17 protein-coding genes are annotated in these 17,721 nt (G+C 54.0%); 12 read left to right on the top strand and 5 right to left on the bottom strand.

Going from position 1 to position 17,721, the window contains the following annotated elements; genetic code table 11:
- The first annotated feature begins 5 nt into the window (after positions 1 to 5).
- Complete coding sequence (locus tag J2Z18_RS04550; RefSeq protein ID WP_007130624.1) at positions 6 to 803, top strand: inositol monophosphatase family protein; 798 nt, start codon at positions 6 to 8, stop codon at positions 801 to 803.
- Positions 804 to 926: 123 nt separating this feature from the next.
- On the opposite strand, the gene J2Z18_RS04545 is transcribed toward J2Z18_RS04550, so the two are convergent.
- The 4 genes from J2Z18_RS04545 to J2Z18_RS04530 are packed head-to-tail and all read right to left on the bottom strand — an operon-like array spanning position 927 to position 4,407.
- Positions 927 to 1,916, bottom strand: a complete 990-nt coding sequence (locus J2Z18_RS04545) for a ketoacyl-ACP synthase III (RefSeq protein ID WP_007130623.1) — start codon at positions 1,914 to 1,916, stop codon at positions 927 to 929.
- Between the two features lie 12 nt (positions 1,917 to 1,928).
- Positions 1,929 to 2,270, bottom strand: a complete 342-nt coding sequence (locus J2Z18_RS04540; RefSeq protein ID WP_007130622.1) for a hypothetical protein — start codon at positions 2,268 to 2,270, stop codon at positions 1,929 to 1,931.
- Between the two features lie 59 nt (positions 2,271 to 2,329).
- Positions 2,330 to 3,955, bottom strand: a complete 1,626-nt coding sequence (locus tag J2Z18_RS04535) for a thiamine pyrophosphate-binding protein (protein ID WP_007130621.1) — start codon at positions 3,953 to 3,955, stop codon at positions 2,330 to 2,332.
- Positions 3,952 to 4,407: a GAF domain-containing protein gene (locus tag J2Z18_RS04530; RefSeq protein WP_007130620.1), complete on the bottom strand. Its 456-nt coding sequence runs from the start codon at positions 4,405 to 4,407 to the stop codon at positions 3,952 to 3,954. The genes J2Z18_RS04535 and J2Z18_RS04530 overlap by 4 nt, the downstream gene beginning before the upstream one ends.
- A 951-nt stretch (positions 4,408 to 5,358) precedes the next feature.
- On the opposite strand from J2Z18_RS04530, the gene J2Z18_RS04525 reads away from it, so the two are divergent.
- From J2Z18_RS04525 to J2Z18_RS04485, 9 genes are all read left to right on the top strand, one after another.
- Positions 5,359 to 6,699 carry an ABC transporter substrate-binding protein gene (locus J2Z18_RS04525; protein ID WP_007130619.1) on the top strand — a complete coding sequence of 447 codons (1,341 nt, stop codon included), beginning with the start codon at positions 5,359 to 5,361 and terminating at the stop codon, positions 6,697 to 6,699.
- 5 nt (positions 6,700 to 6,704) lie between these two features.
- On the top strand, positions 6,705 to 7,655 hold the full coding sequence (locus J2Z18_RS04520) for a carbohydrate ABC transporter permease (protein ID WP_007130618.1): 951 nt from the start codon (positions 6,705 to 6,707) through the stop codon (positions 7,653 to 7,655).
- The gene (locus tag J2Z18_RS04515) at positions 7,645 to 8,505 is read left to right on the top strand and encodes a carbohydrate ABC transporter permease (protein ID WP_007130617.1); all 861 of its coding nucleotides are present in this window, start codon (positions 7,645 to 7,647) and stop codon (positions 8,503 to 8,505) included. Before J2Z18_RS04520 ends, J2Z18_RS04515 begins: the two co-directional genes overlap by 11 nt.
- A gap of 110 nt (positions 8,506 to 8,615) precedes the next feature.
- Positions 8,616 to 9,335, top strand: coding sequence for a glycerophosphodiester phosphodiesterase (locus J2Z18_RS04510; protein WP_007130616.1), 720 nt, complete (start codon positions 8,616 to 8,618; stop codon positions 9,333 to 9,335).
- A gap of 281 nt (positions 9,336 to 9,616) precedes the next feature.
- Complete coding sequence (locus J2Z18_RS04505) at positions 9,617 to 11,065, top strand: MDR family MFS transporter (RefSeq protein WP_376773061.1); 1,449 nt, start codon at positions 9,617 to 9,619, stop codon at positions 11,063 to 11,065.
- A gap of 59 nt (positions 11,066 to 11,124) precedes the next feature.
- Entirely contained in the window at positions 11,125 to 11,700 is a 576-nt protein-coding gene (locus J2Z18_RS04500) for a TetR/AcrR family transcriptional regulator (RefSeq protein WP_232239381.1), read from the top strand.
- Between the two features lie 250 nt (positions 11,701 to 11,950).
- Positions 11,951 to 13,273: an MFS transporter gene (locus J2Z18_RS04495; RefSeq protein WP_007130613.1), complete on the top strand. Its 1,323-nt coding sequence runs from the start codon at positions 11,951 to 11,953 to the stop codon at positions 13,271 to 13,273.
- Positions 13,245 to 14,162 carry a polysaccharide deacetylase family protein gene (locus J2Z18_RS04490; protein ID WP_034273828.1) on the top strand — a complete coding sequence of 306 codons (918 nt, stop codon included), beginning with the start codon at positions 13,245 to 13,247 and terminating at the stop codon, positions 14,160 to 14,162. Before J2Z18_RS04495 ends, J2Z18_RS04490 begins: the two co-directional genes overlap by 29 nt.
- A 23-nt stretch (positions 14,163 to 14,185) precedes the next feature.
- On the top strand, positions 14,186 to 14,461 hold the full coding sequence (locus J2Z18_RS04485; protein WP_138919332.1) for a hypothetical protein: 276 nt from the start codon (positions 14,186 to 14,188) through the stop codon (positions 14,459 to 14,461).
- 22 nt (positions 14,462 to 14,483) lie between these two features.
- On the opposite strand, the gene J2Z18_RS04480 is transcribed toward J2Z18_RS04485, so the two are convergent.
- Positions 14,484 to 15,374, bottom strand: a complete 891-nt coding sequence (locus J2Z18_RS04480; RefSeq protein ID WP_007130611.1) for a hypothetical protein — start codon at positions 15,372 to 15,374, stop codon at positions 14,484 to 14,486.
- Between the two features lie 160 nt (positions 15,375 to 15,534).
- Here J2Z18_RS04480 and J2Z18_RS04475 point away from each other — a divergent pair, with 160 nt between their 5' ends.
- Together J2Z18_RS04475 and J2Z18_RS04470 are read left to right on the top strand one after the other, a co-directional pair.
- Complete coding sequence (locus J2Z18_RS04475) at positions 15,535 to 16,254, top strand: response regulator transcription factor (RefSeq protein WP_007130610.1); 720 nt, start codon at positions 15,535 to 15,537, stop codon at positions 16,252 to 16,254.
- On the top strand, positions 16,251 to 17,636 hold the full coding sequence (locus tag J2Z18_RS04470) for a sensor histidine kinase (RefSeq protein WP_007130609.1): 1,386 nt from the start codon (positions 16,251 to 16,253) through the stop codon (positions 17,634 to 17,636). Before J2Z18_RS04475 ends, J2Z18_RS04470 begins: the two co-directional genes overlap by 4 nt.
- The last annotated feature ends 85 nt before the right edge of the window (positions 17,637 to 17,721 follow it).

Below are 17,721 nucleotides of genomic sequence, written 5' to 3'. Positions count from 1 at the left end.
ATTTTATGATCCATGTAGATCCACATGCCATCGGGGCCATACTGGCTCAAGTCGGGGAAGAATTGTTGGAGGAATATGGAGGGCTTGCTCCTGCAGCGTCGCGGGAGCAGCTGATTGAACGTTTTGCGGACGCCAACGGCTGGGCAGAGCGCCGCATACGCCAGGCGGTGAACGAAATCCATCCCGGGCTGCCATGGTCCGATGCTGAGCTGGATGCAGCCAGGCAGGGAAGTCCGGAATACGGAGACGCCTACTGGGTGCTTGACCCGATCGACGGAGCCGTCCATCTGCATCAGGGATTCGGATTTTGGGCGATCTCCCTTTGCTTGATCCGGGAAGGCGTTGCCGTCTTCTCGGCCGTTTATGATGCCGGCCGCCGCGAATTGTTCCATGCGGTCCGCGGAGAAGGGGCTTACTTGAACGGCGAGAGGATTCGGGTATCGGCGAAAACGGGTCTGGCCGATGCGCTTCTGCTGACGGCTCCCCCTAACAAAGTCGAGGTGGAGCCCGAGAACGTCAAGCTGACCGCCTGGAGCGTCGGCAAGCTGCTGCCGGAATGCACGGCGCTGCGCATGCTCGGCTCCGTCGCGCTTCAGATGGCTTATGTGGCCTGCGGGCGCATGGATGCCTACTGGGAGTTTGGCCGCGAAATTTACGACTGGCTGGCAGGCGCGCTGCTGATCGAAGAAGCGGGCGGCTGCGTATCCGATGTCGACGGATCGCCGTTCACTTGGGGAACATCCGGGGTTGTTGCAGGACCGGACGCGCTTCGGGACAAGATCGTAACCGTATTGGCAGGGTGATTTTCCCCTGCATGAATCCATGACATGGAGAAGCCCGTCCATTGCGGAAAATGGGCGGGCTTCTTGCTGCAGATACCTTTTATTATTAACGTTGAGAATCGGTCCGTTCCCAGAGCAGGATGCTCAGTACTGAATCAACAGGCTGACATTTTGCCAACCCGCTCCTACCGTCCAGAAGACCAGGTAATCGCCGCGCTTCACTTTTCCGGCCCGAACTGCTTCGTACAGGGCGAGGAAAGGGCTCGTTGTCGCGGTGTAACCGTACTTGTCCCCGATATAAGGAACCTTGTCCTGATCAATCCCGAGGCGCTCCGAAACATGCTTGATATTGCCCAAGGTAAATTGGGAGAACATAAAGCCGGCAATATCATCCTTGGTCAGATCGTTGCGTTCCAGCAAGATGCGAATCGAATTCACCGCGGATTCGGCACAGACCGAATCATCGAAAGGCGTAAACTTCACCTGCGCATCCTTAGCCGTAAACTCCTCACGGTACAGATTCGACAAGCCGTGGGCCGGGAACAGGGAATTGTCGATAACGGATGTATCGGTTTGATAGACGGAATCGATCAAACCGCGGGTGCCTTCCGCTTGCTCCAAAATCACGGCTACTGCCGATTCGGCAAAATTCGAATAATACACCGGCTCCTCCGGACTGTGAACCGAAAGATAATCGGAGCCGACCACAAGCGCACGCTCTACCCTAGGATTAGCGGTCATATAGCGGGAAGCCTGCTCTACCGCAACAAGGATGCCGGCACAATTCGCGTTAATGTCGAAGCAAGCCGTTAGGAGATCGCCTCCAAGGGCATGGTGGAGCTTCAGCGCATTGCTGGGCAGCAAATATTCCGGTGTCTGGGAAGTGAAGATGATCAGATCTACGTCTTTTGCGGACAGCCCGCTCTTCTCCAGCACCAGCTTGGATGCCTGCACGGCCATCGTGAATGTATTCTCTTCCGGATTATCGATAATAAAACGCTTATTACGGCCCAGAGCGGTTACAAGTCCGGTAACATCCGTACCTCTTTCCGCAAAATAGTTAATGTAGTATTCGTTGTCTACTTCATTAGCAGGATGGTAGATTTCAATCTCGCGAATTTGTACACCTCTCATGGCCATCTCTCCTTATTGTTCGATAATTTCGTAGTTGTCCAGCTTCACGCCACGAGCAACACGCCCGAGCTGCATCTTCAGGATCGGATTTTTGGAAATGCGCAGCGTAACTTTCTTAAAGCCGTCTTTTTTATACATCTCGAAGCATCCTTCCAAAAGCGGAAGCGTCTCAGGCGCAGAGACGTTCAGCTTCGTGCAGTCGATGTCAATTTCATATTCCGGAACGGAAATGGTTGAGATGGCCTTGCCGTAAGCCTCAATGGATGCCATTCCGTCTTCCGGCGAGAAGGTGCCTTCCACCTCGGCATGAAATACTTTTGCAGCTTGATCGATTTTGATATTAAAGCTTCCCATGTTGCTCTTCCTCCTATGATCGAAACATATTATGTTGAATTGGTGTTGTACCTTAGTGCTTATTTCTTCAGGGCTTTCAAGCGATCCAAGATCGGCGCGGGCTCGCTGCCGTCCGTATTGACCTCAATGATGCACGGCCCTGTCATCTCCCGCAGGAATCCCGGAATATCCTCCATGTCCTCCAGACGGTCGACAGACATCGCTCGGATTCCGGCGATTCGCATCATGTCGGCGATGGAGATTCTCTCCTGCTTGTAATCCGGGATCGTGCGGTTATATAGAAACTTCTGCCCGCGCTCGACGTAAGACAGCATGGCGTTGTTAATAATGAAATAAATGATGGGCAGACCGTACTCTTTAGCGGTAAGCACCTCGGTGCCATTCATGAAGAACGAGCCGTCCCCCGCAATAACGGCAACCGGGCGGGTCGAGTCGGCCAGATATAGTCCCGGTCCTCCCGCCATCGCCGATCCCATCGCTCCATAGTTCAGATTGATTTCAAAATCGCCGCCGGCGGGCACTTCCAAGTACTTCAGGACAAAGTTGGTAAATTCCCCGATATCGCATACATATCGCGTGTCTGCCGGCATCACTTGGCTCAGCTTCTCCAGAAACAGGCGCAGCGACAAGCCTGTATGATTGGGCTCGTAGGCCTCGTTAAGCGGGAACGGCTTCTTAAATGAAGCTGAAGACGGACTCACGTGCTCCGCAAAATAAGGAACGGCATCCCGGAGATCGGCAACAACGGCTGCATCGGTCCGGAAGACTTTCCCAAGCTCTTTGGCATCACGGTCGACATGAATCACCTTGCGTCCGTCCACCAGGACATCATTGAAGTTGCATGTAGAGGACTCTCCCAGGCTTGTACCCAAGATTAAAATGCAGGTGGCCTTCGAAGAGGTGACGTATTCCATCGCCGCATCGGTGCTTGAAAATCCGTAATTCCCTAAGTTAAGCGGAAATTCGGCCGGAATGATGCCTTTGGCCGATGGCGTCGTAATGATGGGCCACTGCAGCCGTTCGCTGAGACGCATGATGGCTTCGGCTGATGAGCGCCCGCCGCGTCCGACCATAATGATTCCCCGCTCAGCCTCATTCAGGAGGGCTGCAGCACGCTCCATCTCATCCGGATTCGGGCGAATACGCTGAAGCGCGGAAGGCTCTGGAGCCGCAGGCAAGAGCGCCGGCGCTTCCATCCGCTGCACATCGATCGGAACCGAAATATGCACAGGCCCGCAAGGGGGAGTCAGCGCGATCCTTACCGCCTTATCCAGCTCGGCCAACACATCGGCTTCGTTCATCACGGTGTTGCTGTATTTGGTGATGGGCCGGACAATATCCTGCGCATCCATCTCTTGGATGGCTCCCTTGCCGATCTGCCACCGGTTTACGTATCCGGTGATGACCAGCAGAGGGGCTTTGGCGCGCATGGCATCGGCAATCCCGTTCATCATATTGCCGACCCCGACCGCACCGGCACCGGCACAAACGGCGAGCTTGCCGGAATTGCTGGCATATCGCGCAGCCATATAGGCGGCGCCGGCTTCATTTTTCGTAATGATCGGCTTGATATCGACATCAATCAACGCGTCATAGATCGGGCCGATGATCCCGGCCGGAATTCCGAATATGCAGTCCACTCCGACATTTCGCAAATACTTCAGCACGGCTTCGGCAATATTCATCTTGAAGAATCCTCCTTATGCTGTAGTTGAAACGCATCCTTGTATTCAAACACAAGTGATTCTGCACGTTTGACCTCTTCTTTCGTAAAATCATGCCGTGCTCCAATCGAGGCGACGACGACGATCCCCTTCACCGTCTCATGCTGCATGACAGGCAGAACCATAATGCTGTCGATCCCAAACAGGAAAAACTCGTCGGCCGCGCGCGGATCGTTCTTGACGTCTTGCAGGACAACCGTTTGCGGATGCTCCATCATTTCGCGCAAAAGGCGGTCATGCCGGATGTAGACGGGGTGCTCTGCATGAACGCTTTTCCACTTCTCCACGCCGAGCTGGTCCGTCTTCGTTTTGGATACCGGATTCAAACGGCCGTCCCGGATTTCATGATAGGCGATATCGGCCACGCCTGTGAGGCGTTCAAGCTCTTCAAACAGTGATGCTAATCGCTCCATGCCCATTTCTCCTCCGTATCAAAAATCTCATTGTCCGATCGGATGTTTAGTTTCTTCGTCCGATTCAAGCAGCTAGGAGGACGTTAACATTTCTCCCTTAGCGGATAGCTTAAAGCAGCCGCTCTTGTCCAAATTGTCGGTGTCGTTATGTTTGCTGAAGTACGGTACGCCCCCTTTGTCGCAATGGCCGCGGCATTTCCGGGTACGGGCAAACTGCGGCTATTTTTGGAATTGCGTGTAACACACCATTTATATCGGATCCTTTTTTTCGTTCTTTCATGGTTTTTCGGAAATATTATAATTTTTTTCACTTTTTCATAGCGTGTTATCCAAGTTGAGGTGAAGGGTTTGTTTCATTTGTTATGTTCGCAATGACAATTGTTACATCAAGCTAAAATTCTTTTTAATTCGACAAAAAAACACAAAATTCGCTATAGACTCCTGCTAATTAATTCCTCTATGATAGATACTAAACATGATAGACACAGCTTGAGAGCAGTTTTGGCTATTCTGAAAGCGCTCTCCTGGGTGAGGCGGCGAATAACTGAAGGATTGGAAGAGGCTAAAGCCGGTATGATAACTCCAATCCATTGTTTGTGCAGCCATAACCGAAAGCGCATTCATAGAAATGGCCGTTTGAACAGGAGGTTGTTTAGACTAACGCTTGTTTAATACTCCCTTGATCAACCGTCGCTAACACGAAGTCGTGCGTGTTTCATTGGGCGGTTTGATCCGCAGTGAATGAATTTGCTTAATTGCATATCGCTAGGGGTGGAGACGATGAGATAACCCTGGGAGGCAGCTGCTTTAGCTTTTTTAGGAGGTGGTGGCTCTTTTGGTTGCTCGTTAACGTCTCTATTTTTGTGCGCATTTTTTAGGAGATATCCAGGCTTTGAATCACAGACAGCAGATATGCAGTGATAGAAACATTCGAAAGGGGCCAGAACATTGATGAAAAAGAAAACATGGTTGCTTACGCTGTTGACCATTGTGATGATCATGACGACCGCGTGCGCAGGAGGCAGCGGAGGAAGCGGGAATGCAGGGGGCGAGGTTAACCTCGATGACGTGGAAGCGGCTTCGATGGATTTGAAGAACGATACGACGCCGATCAAAATCCAGTATTGGCACTCGCATGCCGAGGCACAACTGGAAGGCTTGAACTACATGATTGGAGAGTTTCAGAAGAAGTATCCGCACATTACAGTCGAACCGGTATTCCAAGGCGGGTATCCGGATCTGCATAAGAAGCTGTCGGCTGCCGTGGCCGCTGGCGACGTTCCGGCTGTGACGAACGTGGAAGTATCCTCCCTGCCGAACTTTGCGGACAGCGGCGTATTCGCCGACCTGGGACCATGGATCAAACGGGACGAAGTGAACATGGATGACTTCGCGCAAGGCATGTTGAACGCGTATGCATTTAACGGCAAGCAGTACGGCTTCCCGCTGATCGTCAGCACCAGCGTCTTCGTGTACAACAAAACGATGCTGGACGAGCTCGGCGTAGAGCCGCCGCAGAAGTGGGACGAGATTGAAGCCTTCAACGCCAAAGTCGTGAAGAAGGAAGGCGACAAGACGACACGGTATGCCTTCTCCGTTCCTGGTTGGGATACCTGGTACTACGATCCGTGGAACATTAACGGCGGCGGGCAAATCTTGACAGAGGATATGAGCGCATCGGCGGTGGAGAACGAGGATTCCCTGCGCTACCTCCAAAACTTCTACAAGTGGCAAAACGAAGGCAGCATGCATATGGGCTTCGGCAAGGGCGCTTCCGACAATATGCGTCAAATGTTCCTGAACGGCGAGATCGCAATGGTACAGCACACATCGGCCATGCTGAAAATGTACCGTGAGAATGCGGATTTTGAAGTGGGCGTATCCTTCCTCCCTGGCGACAAGAAGCGTACCTCTAATATTGGCGGTGCAGGCATCGTGATGATGAACGGCGCCAAGGATCTGGAGAAGGAAGCTGCATGGAAGTTTATCGAGTTCATGACCGCAGCCGAGCATAACATCAAGTGGGCGGAATCGGTAGGCTACCTGCCAACTCGGAAATCGGCCATCGAATCGGAAGAAGGCGACCAATATTTCGAAAGATGGCCTCAATACAGAGCGGTTTACGAGCACTTTGACGAAGTGACTCCGCGCCTGCAGCATCCGGCTTATCCGGAATTCAGCGAGGTGTATAAGGAAGTGATCGGCGAGATGGTGCTTAACAAGAAAGATCCGGTGCCGTTAATGCAGGAAGCGGCCAAGAAGATTAACGATATTCTGATGGATTACGAGTGATGTCTATGGGAACCAATCCAAAATTAAACAAGGCGGCGCCCAACCGGGCGTCCGCTTCCGTATCCAGACGGGTGTCGAATTCGGTCATCGAGAAATGGAAGGACTTTGCCTTTTCGGTGCCGGCCCTGGTATTCATGGGGGCTTTCCTGTACTTTCCGCTCCTGTACTCCATTTATATCAGCTTCACGAACTGGAACATGACGCGCCCGGTGATGAAATTTGTCGGAGCGAACAACTATACCCGGCTGCTGACGAACGAAGAGTTCTATCAATCGATGAAGGTGACGTTCCTGTACACGCTCATGGATGTCGTCTTTACGCTGGCGATCGGCTTGCTGCTGGCGCTGCTGCTCAACGTGTCATCCTCCCGCCTGTTCGGATTCATGCGGGGCGTGATCTTCATGCCGTATTACATTTCCATGGTCATCGCGGCCATGGTGTTCACTTGGATTTATAACGGGCAGTACGGGCTTCTGAACCAGGTGGTGTCCTGGTTCGGAATGGATCCCGTGGAATGGCTCATCAATCCGTCCACCGCGCTGCCGGCGCTTGTCGCCGTCTCGGTCTGGAAGGGCGTTGGCTTTGCCATGATCCTGTTCATTGCGGGTATGCGCGGAATTCCGGCGGAATATTATGAAGCGGCCTCCATTGATGGAGCCAGTCGGCTTCGGCAGTTCCGCAACATTACGCTTCCGCTCTTGTCGCCCATGACGCTGTTCCTTGTTATTACCAGCTTCATTTCGTCGATGCAGGTCTTCCAATCCATCGATGTCATGACAGATGGCGGACCGCTTAAGGCCACCAACGCGATCGTATACTGGATTTATACGATGGCCTTCGTCGAATTCAAAACGGGAAGGGCTTCTGCGCTTGTCATGATTCTGTTCGTGATTATATTGCTGTTAACGATGTTTCAGATGTGGGTCAGCAGGAAGAAGGTGCACTATGAGGGATAATTATATGGCCGGTTCGGCCGCAAACCGCAAACTGCTCATGGCGCTTCGCATTATAGCGGCGGTCCTGGTCACTCTGGTCATGTTCTTTCCGGTATATTGGCTCTTGATCAGCTCCCTTAAGACGCAGGCAGAGATGCGGATGGCCGTACCGACGTTCTGGCCGCAAAGCTTCGCATGGGAAAACTTCGCCGAAGCTTTCCGCGTCATTCCATACGCGCGGTATTTCGGCAATACGCTGATTATGGCCGTAGGGACGATCATCCTGCAGCTGAACGTAGCGTTAATGGCGGCTTATGCGTTCGCGAAAGGGCAATTCCGGGGACGGGATGCGCTGTTCTTGCTCGTGCTGGCTGCCCTGATCGTCCCCGAGCAGGTTACCTTCGTGCCGGTATACGTCATGATGTCGAAGCTGGGCTGGCTGGACACATTCTTGGCCCTGATCGTGCCTCATGGCGCTTCGGCTTATGCGATCTTCCTGCTTCGGCAATCGTTCAAATCGATCAACAATGATGTACTGGAGGCGGCACGTGTCGACGGTGCCGGCCGGTTCTCCATCTTGTACAAATTGCTGCTCCCGATGGCGCTGCCGACCGTCGTAACGATGGGCGTTCTGATCTTCATCTCGACCTGGAACTCGTATTTCTGGCCGCTGATCATGACCAATGATAACGATATGCGGGTGCTTACGGTCGGCATCGCGATGCTTCGCGATTCCATTGCAGGCAATGAAGCGATGTTCTTCCATATCATCATGGCATCGAGCGTCATGGCGATTATTCCGATCGTGCTCGTCTTTACGGTCATGCAGAAGCATATCGTAGCGGCTATGGCAAATTCGACTTTTAAGTAAGAGGCATGCCTTGGCCTCCGGGGCGCTCGCTCCCCGGGGCCTTTCCATGTTGCGGCGGCAGGCCGCATCATGGAATAATAACCATAAAGCTTACGAGGGGGAATTGAACGATGACAGTACGTGGACTGGCCCATCGGGGATATCCGCTGAAATATCCGGAGAATACGATGCTGGGCTTTCGGAAGGCGCTGGAGCTTGGGTACACGCATTTGGAGCTGGACGTTCAGCTGACGAAGGACGGGGTGCCTGTCGTCATCCATGATCCGACGGTCAACCGGACGACGAACGGCACCGGAGAGGTGAAGTCCTTCACGTTCGAGGAGATCCGGCGACTCGATGCCGGACAGGGGGAAGCCATCCCCACGCTGGAGGAAGCGCTGCTGCTGGCGAAAGACCGCATGACGGTGGATATCGAGCTGAAGCAGACAGGCCTTGCTTATCCGGGGCTGGAGCAGAAGGTGATCGAGACGGTACGGCATGCGGGCATGGAGAAGCAGGTGTTCCTGACCTCCTTCGATCATTATTCGATCGAGCGGGCCCGGACCCTGGATTCGGACATCGAGCTTGGCCTGGTTATTTACGGGGCAACGCCATCGGTATTTCCGTATCTGGATCAATTAAGGGCAAAGTATGTGTCCGTAAAATACGTGTTTATCACGCCTGAATTTTTGGAGGAAGCGCGAAAGAGGGATATTCAACTGATTGTGTGGACGCCTGACGATGAGTCGGTGCTCGAGTCCCTCGCACAGTATCCGGACCTGTTGATCTGCACGAACAATCTGGAGGGCTGGGCGAAGGTGTACAAGGAGAAGGTGCTGCTGAACTCGTAAAGCATTTGCAGTGTTTGCAGAGAACCTGAAGAGCTTCCAGCATGTAAGCAAGTTGTTCTCTACTCCTCGTTTGGCCGACAGCGGGTTTGGAGTTGAATCAAATGGAATACGAATGGTTAAGGGTATGTCCGGGCCGGTGGAGGCCGGACATACCCTTTCTTTGTAAAGAATATGTAAAATTTTAAATTTCAGTTTGACTTGCGGACAATTGTCCGTTAGAATAATACCACGCTAACGGACAATTGTCCGTATATAGAGATAAGGAGGATACATTTTTGGATATGGGAGTGGGGCCGAGTTCGGCCAAAATTGATTTAAGCAAGATAAAGAGGGGACCGATCGTCGCCGCGCTGATTATCGGCGCGTTCGTCTCGATCTTGAATGAGACGCTGCTGAATATCGCGTTTCCAAGCTTGATGGAGAAGTTCGGCATCGGTGAGGCGACGGTGCAATGGCTGTCCACGTCTTACATGCTCGTTGTCGGCATTCTCGTGCCTATCACGGCGCTGCTTCAACTGTGGTTTTCGACAAGGCAGATGTTTATCGGCGCGATGTCGCTATTTCTTGTCGGGACCATTATATGCGGGTTCGCTCCAGTATTCGGGGTGCTGCTGACCGGCCGCATTTTGCAGGCAGTCGGAACGGGTCTCATGATTCCGGTGCTGATGAATACGATCCTCAGCATCTATCCGCCCCAAAACCGCGGAGCCGCCATGGGGATGATCGGGCTTGTCATTATGACCGCCCCGGCGATTGGACCGACGCTGTCCGGTTTGATTGTTGACGCGCTCAATTGGCGCTGGTTGTTCTACCTCGTTATGCCGCTGGCTGCGTTCTCCATTATTTTTGCAGCTATGTTTTTGAAAAATGTAACAGAGCTTACGAAACCGAAGGTCGATTTCATCTCCATCATTCTGTCGACGATCGGCTTCGGGGGCATCGTGTACGGCTTTAGCAGTGCCGGAGAAGGCTCTTGGTCGGATCCGGTGGTTATTTGGTGCATCGCGGCCGGGGCTATCAGCCTGCTGCTCTTCGTATGGCGTCAGCTGAGCATGAAGGAGCCGATGCTGGACCTGCGTACCTTCAAATATCCGATGTTCTCGCTGGTGACGATTCTGATGCTTGTGCTGATGATGAGCATGTTCTCCACGATGATCATGCTGCCGCTGTTCTTGCAGAATGCACTGGGAATGACGGCGCTGGCAGCCGGCCTTGTCATGATGCCGGGCGGTATTATCAACGGACTGATGGCGCCGATCACGGGCAAGCTGTTCGACAAGTTTGGGCCGAGAGTGCTGGTCATTCCGGGACTCGTCCTGTTAGTTATTGCCATCTTCCTGTTTTCGCGCGTTAACGCTTCATGGACGGGTGGTTATGTCATCTTCCTTCATGTTATGATGATGATAGGTATATCCATGGTCATGATGCCTGCCCAAACAACGGCTCTGAATCAGCTGCCGAGACTGCTGTACCCGCACGGAACCGCGATTATGAATACTCTTCAGCAGGTAGCGGGGGCCGTCGGTATGGCGCTGTTTATAAGCATCATGACAGCAGGAGCTAAAAATTATGTCGTGACAACCGGGGATCTGAATCCGGTCGAGAGTATGATAGCCGGCCTTCATAGTGCTTTCATCACCGGGCTTGTTCTGGCAATTGCCGCATTGGTGCTGGGTCTGTTCGTGAAACGCGCATCTACGCCTTCTGAACAGGAACGGTCCGCCGCATAAAGATTCCTGTGTCGATGGGAAAGGATGCATGCATTCTGAGCAAAAAAGAGAATGACGAATTGAGTCAAAAAATCTTGGATACGGCTCAAGCGTTGTTTAATAAATACGGGGTCGAGGACGTATCCATGCATCAGGTGGCCAAAACGGCCGGGATCGGTCAAGGCACGCTCTATCGCCGTTATCCAAGCAAGAGCAAGATATGCTTTTCCTTGATGGAAGCGAAAATCGATCGGTTCCTGCAGGAGTTGGATGAGTATCTTCGCAACAGTGATGAACCGGTCGCCGTCCGGATTCGGACGATTATCACCCGCGTGATCCTGCATTTTAATGAGGATTTGGAGTGGCTTCGGGTGATGCTGACCTCCGACAGGCTGGAGGAAACCAAGAATCATCTGTGCGAAAATCCGCCCTTCACCTATCTGCGGCTGCAGATCAAGACTCTGCTTGAGGATGCGGCGGAACAAGGCGTTCTGATGCCCGTGGATCCGCAGTTTACTTCCGTCATGATGGCCTCGCTGCCGCGTGCGGATATTATCTTGTTCCTGCGCGACATGGGATACAGCGCGGAGCAGATTGCCGAGCAATATTGCCGAAGCTTTGTGGATCCGCTGTTTGTAGACCGTTCAACCATATAGCATTCGCGGTAACCATGCCGCTTCGCCTCAAGACCTGCCGGTCTTGGCGAAGCGGCTTTTCTTTTCCTGTTGTTACAGCAGGCCTGAAGCGGCAAGCCGGTATAAGAGAAGGGTCCCGCGAGACTCATTTGGCAAGTGCTTTGCTCATAATCGGGCCCCGGGCGCGTGAGCAGGTATAAACCCAGGCTGCGGCGAATACTGTACACCAATATCGTCCATTCCAGGATGGACCTTTGGTGGGGGGATGCGCATGAAGCGCAGTTGGGTCAATTCGCCGTATTCATTTTCGCTCGGGATGTTTGCCATGATGGTGCCGAGCCAGGCGTTCAGCTCCTTTTACATCTTCTTTTATGTGGATCAGCTGGGATTGGGAATTGGGCTGGCATCTCTGGCACGGACGGTTTTTCTAATCTGGGATGCGGTCAATAATCCGCTGATGGGGTATTGGTCCGATCGGACGAAGACAAGATTCGGAAGGCGCAGGCCGTGGGTGTTCGGCGCGATTCCGCTGTTTATGCTCACCTTTGTGCTCGTATTTTCCCCGCCGGAGGGACTTGGGCAGAACGGACTTTTTACGTGGTTTCTGATAACCCTAATTCTCTACGAGGCGGTAGCGACGGTGCTGTGGGTCAATTACGGGGCATTGTTTCCGGAGCTGTTCCGGGGCGACCGTCTTCGTGCCAAGGCTTCGGCGGTGCAGCAGGGCTATCAAGTCGTTGCTCTGCTGATCGGTACGGCCGTGACGCCGATTCTGTACGATGCGATGGGGTTCTCGAACATGGCGATCCTATATGCGGTGCTGTTCGGCGCGTTCATGTTCATATGCATGATGAGCGTCCGGGAGCTGGAGGCTTATCGGGAAGCAGACCCGCTCCCGCTTGGCGCGGCATTCCGGGAAACGCTCCGCAACAAGAAATTTTGGGTATTCAACATCTCGAATTCGTTCGCACAGACGGTGAACGGGCTTATTAGCTCGACGATTCCCTTCTATGCCAAATATGTGCTGAAGATTCCTGACGACCAGGTGTCGCTGCTGCTGGCGTCGGTATTTGTATCGGTCATTCCGCTCGTGTTCGTCTGGTACCGGATCATCCGCAGCATGGACGGCGTGAAGGCTTGGCGGCTGTCCTTGGCGATATACGGTCTGTCGGTCATTCCGCTCTGGTTCGGCTTTAACCTGGTCAGCGGCATCTTGGCCGGCATCGGCGTCGGCTTCGGGCTTGCCGGCTTTCTGGTGACCCCGGCCGTTGTCAGCGGCAGTATCATCGATGAGGATGCGTTGCGAACAGGCTTGCGGAGGGAGGGGATCTACACGTCCGTGAGCGGGTTTATTACGCGTTCGAGCGGTCTGATCTCCGCGCTTGCCTTCTGGGTGGTCGGCATCATCTTTGGATATGAAAGCGGCGACAACCCGGGAAGCGATCCGGAATCGACCTTCCGTTATTTAATGAGCGTCGTTCCGCTATGCCTGCTGGTCGTTTCATTCCTCGTATCCTTCCTTACCAAAATCGAATTTTCTAAACCGATCGGAGGCGTGCATGAGCATGGAGCGAAGATTGATCATCAATTGTGACGATTTCGGGCAGAGCGGGCCGATGAATCAGGCCATCCAGCACCTGCTTGAAGAGAATAAGGCATCATCGGCCACTATTATGACGGTTGCCCCCGGATTCGAGGAGGCGGCAGCCTGGGCATCGCGCAGGAATCAGGCCAATGTGGGTCTGCATCTGACGATGACCAGCGAATTTGAAGCCTTGCGATGGCGAAGCCTGACCGGACATTCCTCGCTTCATGATGCCGAAGGCTACCAATACCGGACGGTCCGCGAGTTCGAACAAGGCGCTGAGGCTGGAGCGGTGCTCAAGGAACTGGAAGCCCAGTACCGGCTCGCCCGCAGGGCAGGGATCCGGATTAGCCATGTCGATAATCATATGGGGAGCCTGTACGGGATAGAGACGGGGCGCAGCCTCATCCCTCAGATGCTGTGGAAGACCTCCCGCTGGAAACTCCCGGTGCGGCTCTTCCGCTATATCGATCCGGAGGACTCCCTGCTCCGCTCCCTGCCGAACATCGAGCGGCCGGTAGCGCTGGCATCGGGCTTAGCCGATACCTTCGGGGTTCCGATTCCGGATTATTTGCTCTCGCATCCCTTCGCCAAGCTGGAGGGGGAGACGTACGACAGCTTCAAGCAATCGATCATTGCCAGACTGTATCGGCTGCCGGAAGGCGTATGCGAAACCTATGTCCATCCGGGAGTGGAGGATGACTGGATGGAGGCGAATATTCCGAACTGGGAGAAGCGGGTGTGGGAGTTCAAGCTTTTGTTTGACGATGATTTTGCCTACGGGATGCGGGATGCCGGCGTAATCCTGACGGATTACCGGTATGTCGAGGCGCACTTGAAACGTCCCCGCATGCGGTCGGCGATGAAGCTGGTCAAGGTGCTGGCCAAGAAATCGTAATCGGGCGCTGGAGTCTGGCAAGCTTGGTCGCCGAATTCGGCCAGCCGACACACCCAAGCCTGCATGACATTAGTCCAGCCAACAACTTGCCGGATCCAGCAAGCAGCCTCTGCCCGGCCAGACCTGCCAACAAACTTGCCAAGCCTAGGCTCTCCAACAGAACTTCCGGGTCCAGCAAGCAAGCCATCCTGAAGCGGGTCAGCTATAACGACTGCCTGGCCTGGGCCAAGCATCAAGCCTGCCGGGTCCGCCAAGCCAAGCCCTGCCCAACCCGGGCAGGGCTTGTTCTTGAATTTTAGTTTATCGTTTCCTAAAGGCTATTCATCGCCCGGCATCTTCCTTCGCAGCCTTCAGCTCCAGTTGGGTGATTTGTGCCTTGTACTGCTCAAGAAGGTGGGCCAGCGCGTTCTTGATGGCTGCGGAATCCTTCGATTCCACGGCTTCTGCAAGCTCCATTCGCGCTTCGATGAATGCGATATCGCTCTCGGTAAGTTTGACGGCCTTAAATTCCTTATGGTGGCCTGGAGCTGCTTCAATAGGGATACCGTCCGGAGATACGGCTGCTGCCGCTTTGATAGCAATGCTCGCTTCTATAGGGGAGACGATTGTGTCGCTAGCCGTATCATCGGACTTAAGCTCATGCCGTATGATCGTTTTCACCCATTGCTTAGGGAAACCCTGTTCCGCGATATCGCTCGGTTTCGCGACATGTACCAGGCCGGCATCACTTTTTATCTCGTAATTTCCCAAGATCTCTGAATCTCCCAGGATCTTTGTAATTTCAACCGTTTTCGCAGCCTCTTTCAATTCCTTGATGTCTTGGCCCTGAATGTCCAGCGCTTTAACTGCTGCAACGGCTGCTGCGCGGATGGCCGCAGGCTTTCCTTGTGCTTCCGGATCCGATTCGAAAGGAGCGGCTTCGGCCGTAATGAAGAGGGCCTTCCCTTCCGCTACGGCCAGCTTCTTGTATTTCTCCAGCGCCTGCTCCCAGTCTTTCAGCGTCTCCGGTGCGTACCGCTTGGCCAGCTCCAGCGGATCAGGCAGTATGCGAACGGAGGAAGCGACCGGACCGGCTTCCGTGTGGTATATCTTCACATTGTGAAGGGATCGATCGGTCGTAGACGAGTCTGCGGAGGCATGGGCCGTGCCGGCGGATGCCGCAAGCAGAGCGGCCGAAAGGGCCAGCTTGCCGAAAACATGCTTGTGATTCATCGTAACACTCCTTTTTTGGGGGATAAGTTGTCTTACAGCTTCCAATTTACAGATCGGCATTGGCAGAACGTTGGTGCTTTTGTGGAAAAATAATGGCATTTCCCATTCGCCGACCGCCGCTTGGTATACTGGGAGAAGATAAAGCCCGGAGGTACATGAAATGAATGCAAATGTGCTGATTGCGGTCGTTGACGATGACCAGCATATCCGTAACTTGGTGGAGGCCTACTTGCGTAAGGAAAACTACAGGACGGTCGGTCTTGGAACTGCTGAGGAGGCCTGGGAGCTGTGGCGGACGAATCCGCCGGATATGTGGGTGCTCGACATTATGCTTCCTGGCATGGACGGCTTCGAGCTGTGCCGGCGAATTCGTACGGAGGCCGAAGTGCCGATCATCATGATTTCCGCCAAGGACAGCGAAGTGGACAAAATTTTGGGGCTTGAGCTCGGAAGCGACGATTACATGGTGAAGCCGTTCAGCCCCCGCGAACTGGTGGCCCGCATCAAACGGCAGCTGAGCCGGTGGTATAAACTCAATCATACAGGCGGAGCTTTCCAGCCTGCGTCCATGTCTGCAGGGATTACGAACGGCCGTCTCCGGCTGCTGCCGGACGAGCGGCGCGTATTCTGGGACGGTGCTGAAGTGGATATGACCAACAAGGAGTTCGAGATGCTCCGGGTGTTCGCCGAGCATCCGAATCGCGCGTTTACGCGGGACGAGCTGCTGACCTCCGTATGGGGGGATGATTATTTCGGCAGTGACCGTGCGGTCGACCATCTGATCAAACGTCTACGGAAAAAGGTGGAGCAGCTGCCGATCGAGGCGATCTGGGGACACGGATACCGAATGCGGGCCGAAGGAGGAGAGATATTGCCATGAAGTTGGTGCATCAGATTAATCTGGCGTTTGCGATATCACTGATCGCGGTTCTGTCAGTGACGGCGGTGATCATCCATTACGTGCTTCTTGACCATTTCATCGGAACGCAGCGGAAAGACATGCAGTCCATTGGAGCTCAAATGACAGCAACTTTGGTCAGCGCGGCTGAGAAGCAGATTCCGATTGAAGAAGCCCCTTTGGCAATGGCGAGCGGGATTTCCACTTACCCGATCGTCGACGTGGCTGCCGTCATTACGGACATGCAGGGAAATGTGGTCAGCTCCATGCCGCTTCCTGCGGCGGTCCCGGCGGAAGCAGCCCCGATCAAGGGTACCGAGGGCCGATCTGTCGGGATTGCCGAAGGCCTGACGGTCCGACAGATGCTGAAAGATGATCTCTTCCTTACGGAGGTTACCTCGGTGCCTCAAGGCACGCTTACGCTGATCACGCCGATCAGCAAGATCAAGGCGATCGAGCAGGCGCTGCTGGGACGGCTGCTGCTCGTCTTCGGCGCCGGGGCGGTCATGATGCTGATCCTAAGTCTATTTATAACGAAAAAGCTGATCAAGCCGCTCATGCTGCTTCGGGAAGAGCTGAAGAAGGTGAAGGAGCGTCAGTTCTCGGAGGTCCGGCGAGTGGGCGCTCCGGGAGAAATCGGCATTGTGGCGGAAGCCGTCCATGAAATGGCGAACGAGCTGGAGCGGTATAGCCATGTGCAGAAGCAATTTTTCCAGAATGCCTCCCATGAGCTGAAGTCGCCGCTCATGTCGATCTCCGGATATGCGGAAGGCATCCGGGATGGCGTGTTCGAAGGGGAGGATATCCGCAAGGGGCTGGACATCATCATGAGCGAAAGCAGCCGAATGAAAAATATCGTAACTGAAATGACCCTGCTGGCGAAGCTGGATAGCGAGGAGGATATTTTCCGGGCGGCTCCCGTCCACCTGAAAGAGCTGGTGGAAGAAGCCGTCGAGAGGATCAATCCGGTCCTCGTCAAGAAGGGGTTGTCCGTGCATCTTTCCTATGCCAAGAACGAAACATTAATCGTATATGCGGACCGCGATAAGCTGCTGCAGGCTCTCCTGAACATCGTCACTAACGGCGCAAGGCACGCCAGTAAGCATATTTACATCCACGCCGGCATTGAGAAGGGACGGGTGGTGCTGTCCGTCTCCGATGACGGGGAGGGAATCGCCGAGGAGCTCCTTCCATACCTCTTCCACCGGTTCGTAAAGGGGAAGAACGGGGAATCCGGTCTCGGCTTGGCCATCGCACGGGCGATTGTCGAGCGCTGCGGCGGACTGATCATGGCTGCCAACCGCAAGGAGGGGGGCGCAGTTATCACGCTCGGCTTCCCTCCGTATCGTGCTGCAGGAGCGTGAAGCTGTTAAGGGACGGGCTGGACGGGCTGCTGACACGAACGGCCCTTGCGAAGCAACGGGGAGCCGCTAAAGCCTGCATGCATTC

The organism is Paenibacillus lactis, assembly GCF_017873605.1.
Classification (GTDB): domain Bacteria; phylum Bacillota; class Bacilli; order Paenibacillales; family Paenibacillaceae; genus Paenibacillus_AQ; species Paenibacillus_AQ lactis.
This window is presented reverse-complemented; position numbering and strand designations above follow the sequence as displayed.